The following is an 8,639-nucleotide window of genomic DNA, read 5'->3' on the forward strand; positions in this document are numbered from 1 at the left end:
CCCAACTAGATACTACGAGACGTAGTACATACTACAACGCGTCGTGGACAGGGCCAGGGTCGGCGATCCCCTCTCCCCCGGGTCCTGCGACCCGACCCACGCCGGAACCCTCGGCCGACCGGCGGCGGTACCGTCGCCGCGCCCTGTGGGACCATCGACGGCTGATGAACACCTCCGTCGACCCATCACCCCGGCCCTGGCGGGCACCGCTGCTGTGGCGGGCCATGCAGGTCGCCGCCCGGCTCGTCGTCGCGTTGCTCGCCCGGCTGCGGGTCACCGGTGACGTGCCGGACGAGTGCCGGCACGGCCCGCTGATCCTGGCCGCCAACCACATCAGCCCGTTCGACCCGGTCGCCCTGGCCGCCGCCTGCCGGGTACGGCGGGTCGCCCCACGGTTCCTGGCCACCGGCGGCCTGTTCCGCGCTCCGGTCGTCGGCGCGGCGATGCGCCGCGCCGGACACATCCGGGTCGACCGGCGGACCACCGCCGTGGCGAACGCCCTGCCCGACGCGGCGGCGGCGGTGCGAGCCGGCTCGGTGGTGCTGGTCTATCCGGAGGGGCGGATCGGTCTGGATCCGGGGATGTGGCCGGAGCGCGGCAAGACCGGCACGGCGCGGCTGGCGTTGGCCACCGGGGCGGTGGTGGTCCCGGTCGCCCAGTGGGGGGCGCACGCGGTGTTGCCGTACGCGGCGCCTCGTGGGTTGCTCCCGGCGGTGTTGCGGGCTTTGCTGCGCCGGCCGGTGATCCGGGTGCACTTCGGTGACCCGGTGGACCTGGCCGGGATCGACGTCGGGCGGCCGGGTGCGGCGCAACGCGCCACCGGGCGGATCATCGACGCGGTCACCGACGCGCTGGCGGGGGTGCGGCCCGACGAACCGGAGGGTCCCCGTCACGTCGACCCCACCCGTCCGGTGGACCCGACCCGGCGACACCGCCGTCACCGGGCGGACACGACCGGCGCAGGGTCGGACGGGCTGGCGCCGGGCGAGCCGACGGCGCGACGCGAACAGGTGAGCGCGTCGGACGAGGTCGACGGGTCAGGGCCTGGGCCGCTGCCGTAGGTAGGCGATGACCGCCTCACGGGTGGTGCGGACCCCGAACACGTCGCGGGCCTGGGCGATACGGCGGTTCGCGGTCCGCAGCGACAGGAACTCGGCGGCGGCCGCCGCCGCGATCGTCTCGCCGTTGGCGAGCCGTTCCAGCAGGGCCCGCTGTTCGGGGACCAGGGCGACCGGGTCGTCGCCGGAGTCGGGTCGGCCCTGCTCGTGCGGTTCGGCGTCCCGGTGCACCACGCCGAGTCGGCTCAGGTCGTCGACCAGGGCGCGGCCGAGGTCGCCGTACGGATCGCAGATGGCGACGACGGCGGCGCCCCGGGCGGCGGCGAGCACCGCGAGCGCGGCGGTGTCGGCGTCGGGAACCCGGCCGTAGAGGGCCAGGCGGATACCGGTGACGTCCCAGGTGGCGTCGGGTAGGGCGAACCCTTCCCGGGTGTTCCAGCCGGCTCTGGCCAGGCGGCGCAGCACACCGGTCGCGTCGGCGGCCGAGTCGAGGACGTAGTGCGGTGCGTCGGTCACCGGAGGTCCTCCCCGGCGGTGGCCAAGGCGGCCGCTTCGGTGCGGGTACGGGCGCCGAGCTTACGCATCCCGGCCCGTACGTGGGTTTCCACTGTTTCGGCGGAGATGCCCAGCTGGTTGGCGATGCGGCGGGTGGGTTCGCCCTGGGCGACGAGCCGCAGGACGTCGCGTTCCCGGCCGGTCAGCTGTTCGCCGCTGCGCGGGCCGCGTTCGTCGCGACGGACGGCGTGGCGGCGCAGGGCGCGGCGGGTGCGGCCGAGGAGCACGACCAGTCCGGCGTGCGCGGCGAGGGATTCGGCGGCGAGCAGCGCCGGTACGGCCCGTCGCGGGTCCGGTTCGTGGAGTCCGTGGGCGAGCAGGCAGCGGACCTGTTCCCGCACGGCGGTGTCGCGCCAGCCGTGTGCGGCCTGGCTGAACCGTTGCGGGTCGGTGTGGTCCCAGGCGGCGAGGGTGTCGGCGACCGCCGGTAGCTGCCGTTCGGCGGCCGGCGGGGGGTCGGGGGGTGCGGGGGCACCGTCGTAGCCGGCCCACCGGGCGGTGATCCGGCGCAGGCCGTCGAGCAGCGGCGGCGCGCCGGACGGGGTGTCGCCGGCGGCGCTCGCCTTGTCGGGTTGGCCGTCGAGCCAGGCGGCTTCCCGGGCGACCCAGTCGAGGAGGGCGGTGACGGCGGCGGGGGCCGGTGCGCGGGTGGCCAGGCGGGCGCGGGCGGGGGCGAGGAGTCCGCTGTCGGCCTGGACGAGGCTGGCGGCGGCGACGGCGTAGCCGTGCGCGGCGGCCGGCAGGGCGCGGTCGGTGAGGTCGGTGGCGGCCCGGACCAGCGGGTCACCGCCGGCCGGCCCGGGCCCGTCGACGGGGGCCGCGGCGGCGGGGTTCGGTCCGCCGGGGTCGCGGGTGTCCGCGTCGGCGGGCGGGGCGGGGTCGCCGCGCAGGGCCAGGCACCACAGTCGGGCGGCGACGAACCGGGTCTGCCAGCTGTAGGCCAGGTCGGCGGCGCAGGCGTCGCCGGCGGCCAGCGCGGTGTGGGCGGCTTCGGTGAGTCGTCCGTCGGCGGTCAGGGTCTCCACCAGCTGCCAGGCGCTCCACCGGGCGGTCAGCAGGTCGCCGGCGGCACCGGCGGCGGCGGCTGTGGTGGCCAGGGCGTATTCCCAGCCGGGGGCGCGGTCGGCGGCGAGCGCGGCGGCGAGCGCGGCGCGCAGGCCGAGATGCTGGGGGCTGGTGCCGTGGCGGGCGGTGACGGCGGCGGCGCGGACCGGCGCGGCGGCCGGGTCGGTGGCGAGGTCGGCCAGTAGGAGGACCCGGTCGCGGGCGGCGACGACGTCGGGTGCGGCGTCGTCGGGCACGGGTGTGGCGGCGGCGCGGGCGGCGGCCGGGTCACCGGCGTGCAGCAGGGCTTCGGCGCGTAGGACGGCGGCGTCGACGCCGAGCAGGCCGGCGGCGGTGAGGACTTGGACGGCGCGGCCGGGGCGGCCGGCGGCCAGGGCGGCGCGGGCGGCGGCCAGCCGGGTGTCGGCGGTGGCGGCGGGCTGGTCGCCGGCGAACAGCAGCAGGTCGGCGCGGGCGCCGCTGGTGGTGGCGGTGGCGGCGGCGGTGACGGCGCGCTGGTAGGCGGCGGTGGCGTCGCCGGCGGCGGCGAGGTGCCGGACGGCCTGGGTGTCGTCGGTGACGAGGTCGGCGAGGCGGCGGTGCAGGGCGCGGCGGCTGGTGTCGTCGAGCAGGCCGGCGGCGACGTCGGCCTGGTACGGCGACACGGGGGCGGCCAGGCCGTCGGGGTCGACGGTGACGATGGTCGCGTCGACGAGTTCGGTGACGCCGGGGCCGAGTAGCGCGGCGGGTGCGGGGCGGCCGAGCAGGCCGAGCGCGGCCAGGGCGGTGCGGGCCGGGCGGGTCAGGTCGGCGAGGGCGGCGGCGACCGCGTAGGTGACCTGGTCGAGGTCGTCGCCGACGGGTGGGGTGGGCGCGGCCGGGCCGCCGGTGGCGGTTGCGGTGCCGTGGGTGCGGGCGGCGTGTCGGGCCAGGGCGTGCGCGGCCAGCGGGTTGCCGCCGGCGCGGCGGGTCAACGTCGCGGTGGTGGTGTCGTCGATGGCGGGGGCGAGGCGGCGGATCAGGGCGGCGATGGTCGGCGGGGGCAGGGCCGGCACCGGCAGCCAGGTGGCGTCGTCGGCGCGTAGCGGGGCCAGCGCGGCCGGGGGCAGGTGGTGCGGGGTGCGCAGGGCGACGACGACGCGGCAGTGGCGGGCCAGGGCCGGCAGGGCGGCGATGGTCAGCGGGTCGGCCCAGTGCAGGTCGTCGAGGACGAGGAGGCCGTGGCGCAGCCGGGACCGGACCGCTTCGGCCAGCAGGTGCGGGTCGTGGGTGGGTAGCCGGACCCGTACGGCGCGGCTCAGCGGCAGGGCGGGGACGTGCCGGAGCGCGGACAGGCCGCCGCCGGTGTGCGTCGGGCCGGGGAAGGCGGCGCGGACGCGCCGCAGCAGGGTGCTGCGGCCGCAGCCGGGCGGGCCGGTGACGACGACCAGGCCGGGGCGGGTCAGTCTTTGGGTGACGGCGGTGACGGCGGTGTCGAACGGGTCGGCCGGCCTGGCTCGCCGGCCGGTGTCGGTGCCGCCGGAGGCAGCGGTGGAGGTGGGGCCGGCGGTCGTGGCGGATCGGGCGGGGTGGTCGGCGTCGCCCGCCACGGTGGGTTCGCCGTGGCGTGGCGGGCGGGCGGCGTGGCCGCCGCCGGCTGGGTGCCGCACTCGTCCTCCCGCAACAGCTCGTCGCCCCGACCGGCGAAGGTGGCACGAACATGGGATCCTGCGCCGGCAGGATATTCGTAGTGTGGATGTCGGCGGTGGGCGCACCGCCCATGCCCTGGTGTCGGGAGGACGACCAGCGAGATGAGTGTGAACCACCGCCCGACGTCTGTCATTGTCGCCGACCGCGTGGGTGGGTGACCAATCGTGGGCGCTGGTCCGTTGAGTAGCCGGGTAGCGGCGTTGTGTGACGAGGTGGGGCCGCGGGTCGGTCCGCGCACCGCTGGTGAGGTGCTGCGGGTGCGTCGCCGGCTCGACGAGCCGTTGCGGGTGGCGATCGCCGGGCGCCTGAAGGCGGGAAAGTCGACGCTGGTCAACGCGTTGATCGGGCGGCGGGTGGCGCCGACGGAGGTCGGTGAGTGCACCCGCATCGTGACCCAGTTCCGGTACGGCACCGCCGACCGGGTGGACGTGGTGCGCCGGGACGGGTCCCGGTCGAGTCTGCCGTTGGACGCCGCCGGGATGATCCCGCAGCGGCTGGGGGTGCCGAGGGCGCAGATCGCGTTCGTCGACGTCACGTTGACCAGTGACCATCTGCGGGAGTTGACGGTGATCGACACTCCCGGTCTGTCGTCGACCAGCGCCGGGGTCAGTGAGTCGGCGCAGCGGTTCCTGTTCGCCGCCGGTGGCGGGTCCGGTCCGGGCGGTGACGGTGGCGGTGACGCGGACGGGGTGGACGCCGGGGTCGACGCCACGGCGCCGTTCGACGCCGGTATAGACGACGACTCGGTGGGCGCGGTGTCCGGCGCCGAGGCGATCATCTACGTGTTCACCCAGTCGGTGCGCGACGACGACGTACGGGCGTTGGAGGCGTTCCGGTCGGTGTCGGCGCGGCTGTCGAGCAATCCGATCAACTCGCTGGGGTTGTTCAACAAGGTCGACAAGTTGGTGGCCGGTACGGCCGACCCGTGGCCGGTGGCGGGGCCGTTGGCGGCCGATCAGACGCGGGTGCTGCGGCGGGTGGTGTCCGACGTGGTGCCGGTGGTGGGGTTGCTGGCCGAGACGACCGAGGCCGGCCGGTTGACCGCCGCCGACTGTGAGGCGCTGCGGACGTTGGCCGGGTTGCCGTCGGCGCAGCGGATGGTGTTGTTGGCGTCGGTGGACCTGTTCGTGTCGCGGGACTGCCCGGTCCCCCGCCCGCAGCGGGAGCGGCTGCTGCGGCTGCTGGACCTGTACGGCATCGGGTTCGCCGTGGCGCAGTTGAGCGCGGCGCCGCAGTTGGCCTCCGGTGACCTGGTGCGCACGTTGTTCGCCGCGTCCGGGTTTCCCCGGCTGCGGCACACCCTGGACGAGGCGTTCCGGTGGCGGACCGACGCGATCAAGGCCGGCTGGGGTCTGTCCAGCTTGGAGAAGGTGGCGAGTCACACCGCGCACCCCGCCGACCGGGAGACGTTGCGGGACGCGATCGAGCGGCTGCTGCACCAGCCGGAGTACCACCGGCTGCGGTTGCTGGAGGTGGCGCAGTTGGTGACCACGGGCAGCGTGGAGTTGCCGGAGTCTATGGAGCAGGAACTGACCCGGCTGGCGTTGTCGACCGACCCGCGGTGGGTGTTGGACCTGCCGAGCGCCGGGGTGGATCAGCTGGTGGCGGCGGCGGTGGAGGCGGCCACCCGGTGGCGGGTGTTCGCGGTGGCCGGGGCGTCTCCGGCGCAGTCGCGGGTGGCGCTGGTGGCGCACCGTGGATTCCACCTGCTGTCGCAGCAGGTGAGGACGCAGTCCGCGCAGACCGGTCCGGGGGTGGGGGGCCGATGAGCGGCGGGCCGTCTCCGGCGGCGTTGGGCGGGTTGCTGTCCGGCGCGGTCGACACCTGTCTGGGGTTCGTCCGGGGGCTCGACCCGGACGCCGCCGTGGAGATCGACGCGCTACGGCGCCGGGAGGTGACCCGGCCGTCGATCGTGGTGGTCGGGGAAACGAAACGCGGCAAGAGTTCGCTGGTCAACGCGTTGATCGGGGTGACGGATCTGTCGCCGGTGGACGCGGCGGTGGCGACGTCGGCGTACCTGGAGTTCGCGCACGGGCCCCGGCCGGCGGCGCGGGCGTTCGTGCCGGGCCGTGAGGATCCGGTGCCGGTGCCGGTGGATCGGCTGCGGGACTGGGGCACCGTGCTGGGGCGGCTGCCGGACGGGACCCGTCCGCCCCGGCGCATCGAGGTGGACCATCCGGCGCCGCTGCTGCAATACCTGTCGCTGGTGGACACCCCGGGTACCGGTGGTCTCGATCCGGCGCACACCGAGATCGCGTTGGCCGCCGTGGAGCGGGCCGCCGCGTTGCTGTTCGTGGTCGACGCGTCGACGCCGTTCACCCGGCCGGAGATGGACTTCCTGATCGAGGCGAGCAAACGGGTCAACGTGGTGGTGTTCGCCCTGACCAAGGTCGACGCCTATCCGGGGTGGCGCACGATCCTGGCCGACAACCAGGCCCAGTTGCAGGCGCACGCTCCCCGGTTCGCCGCCGCCGGCTGGTTCCCGGTGTCGGCGCGGCTGGCGGAGTTGGCGTTGACGGTGCCGCCGGAGGCCGCCACCGAACTGGTCGGCGAGTCGCGGGTGGCGCCGCTGCAGCACGCGTTGGTCGAGTTGGCCGGCAAGGGGCATCTGTTGGCGCAGGCCAACGTGCTGCGGACGATCCGCAGTGAACTGGTGCGCCTCGACCTGGCGGCCGGGCAGCGGATCGCCGCCTGCGATCCGGATCCGTCGGAGGTGGCGCGGGCCCGGGAGGAACGCGCGGCGGTGGCCGCCCGCAAGCGGACCGAGTCGCGGCAGTGGTCGTTGGCGTTGAACACCGAGACGCAGCGGGCCCGGGTCGAGGCCACGGGTCGGCTGCGGACCGCGATCGGCGGCCTGCAGGAGCATTTCCTGACCCGGATCGAGGCCGCCCGTGGGGAGACGTTGAAGAACCTGCCGGGTGAGGTGGACCAGGCGTTGCACGCGTTGTCGCTGAGGTTCTCCCACGATCTGGAGTTCCGGTTCCGTAAGGTCGCCGAACGCACGTTGGCGCAGGTGTTCGGGCCGCAGGAGTTGCAGTTCGTGCTGCAGCGGATCAACGGCACGTTGCGGCACGCCCTGGCGACCCGGCCCCGGCGCGAAGGCGGTGGCGCCGACAACATGATGATCGCGTTGTCGGCCGGGGGGATGGCGTTCATGGCGGGTCGGGGCGCGGCGGCGGGGGCGTCGGCGTTGGGCGCCGGGGCGCTGGTCGGCGGCGGCCTGCTGATCCCGGTCGCCGGGCTCGGTCTGGGGTTGGCCGCCGGAGCGTTCATCCTCTACCGGCGGCGGGTGGCCAGCGACCGGCAGCAGGCCCGGGTGTGGCTGCGGGAGGTGCTCGGTGAGGCCCGTGCGGCGCTGGCCGACGAGGTGGTGCAGCGGTTCACCGACCTGCAGTACGCGTTGACGTTGGCCTTGGACGACGCGATCGAACGGCGGTTGGCGCAGCTCGACGCGCACATCGCCGAGATCGACAAGGCGTTGGCGCAGGACAAGGCCAGCCGGGCCAAGCGGCGGGCGGCGTTGCAGAGCCGCCGGGACACGATCCGGGCCCGGGTCAAGCAGGTCGACGAGGTGCTCAGCCGCGCCCGGACGCTGTCTCCGGCGCCGACGTCAGGGACGGCGACACGATGAGCGGTCAGTTCAGTGACTGGACCGGCGACGACGATCCGTCCGCCGACGACGGCTACGGCCCGGATGGTCACGGCCCGGACGGCTACGGCGACGCGGACACCGCCGAGCTGAACGCGCCGCTCGACGGCTACCCGTCGGCGTACGGCGACGTCGCGGGTTTCGGCGACGCCGACGACGAGCCGCCCGCTGAGGAGGGTTTCGGGTCGGCGTACGGCGACGAGGTCGACGACGCCGGTGACACCCCCGGCGGATCGGGCGGGGCGCTCGGGTACGGCGACGACCTGTCCCCCGGCGACGGCGGTCCGGCCGGACCGTACGCCGACACGGACCCGGAGGCGGAGTCCGGGTTCGGCGACGCCGACCCGGTGGCGCAGGAGCTCGGGCCGGCCGAGGTGCCGCCTGGTGCCGATCCGGACGTGCCGGCCGGGGCCGACGAGTGGCCGGAGGCGGATTTCCCGCCGCCGCTGGACCCGGCCGGGGTGCCGACGCCGGTGGACGGCTGGCCGTGGGCCGACCCGGACCTGCTCGGTGACTGGTCGGTCGACGACGTCCCACTGTCCGGGGCCGACGACGGCGCCGACGACGCCGGCGCGGTGACGGCGGCCGAGTTGGCCGGGTACGCCGCCACCGAGGCCGCCGGTGACGACACGAACGCCTGGGCG

The 8,639-nt window shown here is 75.7% G+C and carries 5 protein-coding genes and 1 pseudogene; 4 read left to right on the forward strand and 2 right to left on the reverse strand.

Annotated features, from left to right (window positions below; all coding sequences use genetic code 11):
* Window positions 1–164: 164 nt before the first annotated feature.
* Window positions 165–1,061: a lysophospholipid acyltransferase family protein gene (locus O7632_RS32030; protein ID WP_278116068.1), complete on the forward strand. Its 897-nt coding sequence runs from the start codon at window positions 165–167 to the stop codon at window positions 1,059–1,061.
* Here O7632_RS32030 and O7632_RS32035 read toward each other — a convergent pair.
* Together O7632_RS32035 and O7632_RS32040 are read right to left on the reverse strand one after the other, a co-directional pair.
* A complete protein-coding gene (locus O7632_RS32035) occupies window positions 1,038–1,574 on the reverse strand; it encodes a LuxR family transcriptional regulator (RefSeq protein ID WP_278116070.1) in 537 nt (178 codons plus the stop codon). The two genes, O7632_RS32030 and O7632_RS32035, sit on opposite strands and share 24 nt — an antisense overlap.
* Window positions 1,571–4,306, reverse strand: coding sequence for a LuxR C-terminal-related transcriptional regulator (locus O7632_RS32040; RefSeq protein ID WP_278116072.1), 2,736 nt, complete (start codon window positions 4,304–4,306; stop codon window positions 1,571–1,573). The genes O7632_RS32035 and O7632_RS32040 overlap by 4 nt, the downstream gene beginning before the upstream one ends.
* Window positions 4,307–4,510: 204 nt before the next feature.
* Between O7632_RS32040 and O7632_RS32045 the strand changes: the two genes are divergently transcribed.
* The 3 genes and pseudogenes from O7632_RS32045 to O7632_RS32055 all read left to right on the forward strand — a co-directional run.
* Window positions 4,511–6,115, forward strand: a complete 1,605-nt coding sequence (locus O7632_RS32045; protein ID WP_278116074.1) for a dynamin family protein — start codon at window positions 4,511–4,513, stop codon at window positions 6,113–6,115.
* Entirely contained in the window at window positions 6,112–7,977 is a 1,866-nt protein-coding gene (locus O7632_RS32050; protein WP_278116076.1) for a dynamin family protein, read from the forward strand. The genes O7632_RS32045 and O7632_RS32050 overlap by 4 nt, the downstream gene beginning before the upstream one ends.
* Window positions 7,974–8,639 (forward strand): annotated as a pseudogene (locus O7632_RS32055) (hypothetical protein); the annotation flags it as partial. The gene O7632_RS32050 and the pseudogene O7632_RS32055, both read left to right, overlap by 4 nt.

Origin of the sequence: Solwaraspora sp. WMMD406 (assembly GCF_029626025.1) — a bacterium.
Taxonomy (GTDB): domain Bacteria; phylum Actinomycetota; class Actinomycetes; order Mycobacteriales; family Micromonosporaceae; genus Micromonospora_E.

Excerpts from the sequence above, each read along its gene's own strand:
- O7632_RS32030 (WP_278116068.1), top strand. The coding sequence starts at position 165 with ATGAACACCTCCGTCGACCCATCACCCCGGCCCTGGCGGGCACCGCTG.
- O7632_RS32050 (WP_278116076.1), top strand. The coding sequence starts at position 6,112 with ATGAGCGGCGGGCCGTCTCCGGCGGCGTTGGGCGGGTTGCTGTCCGGC.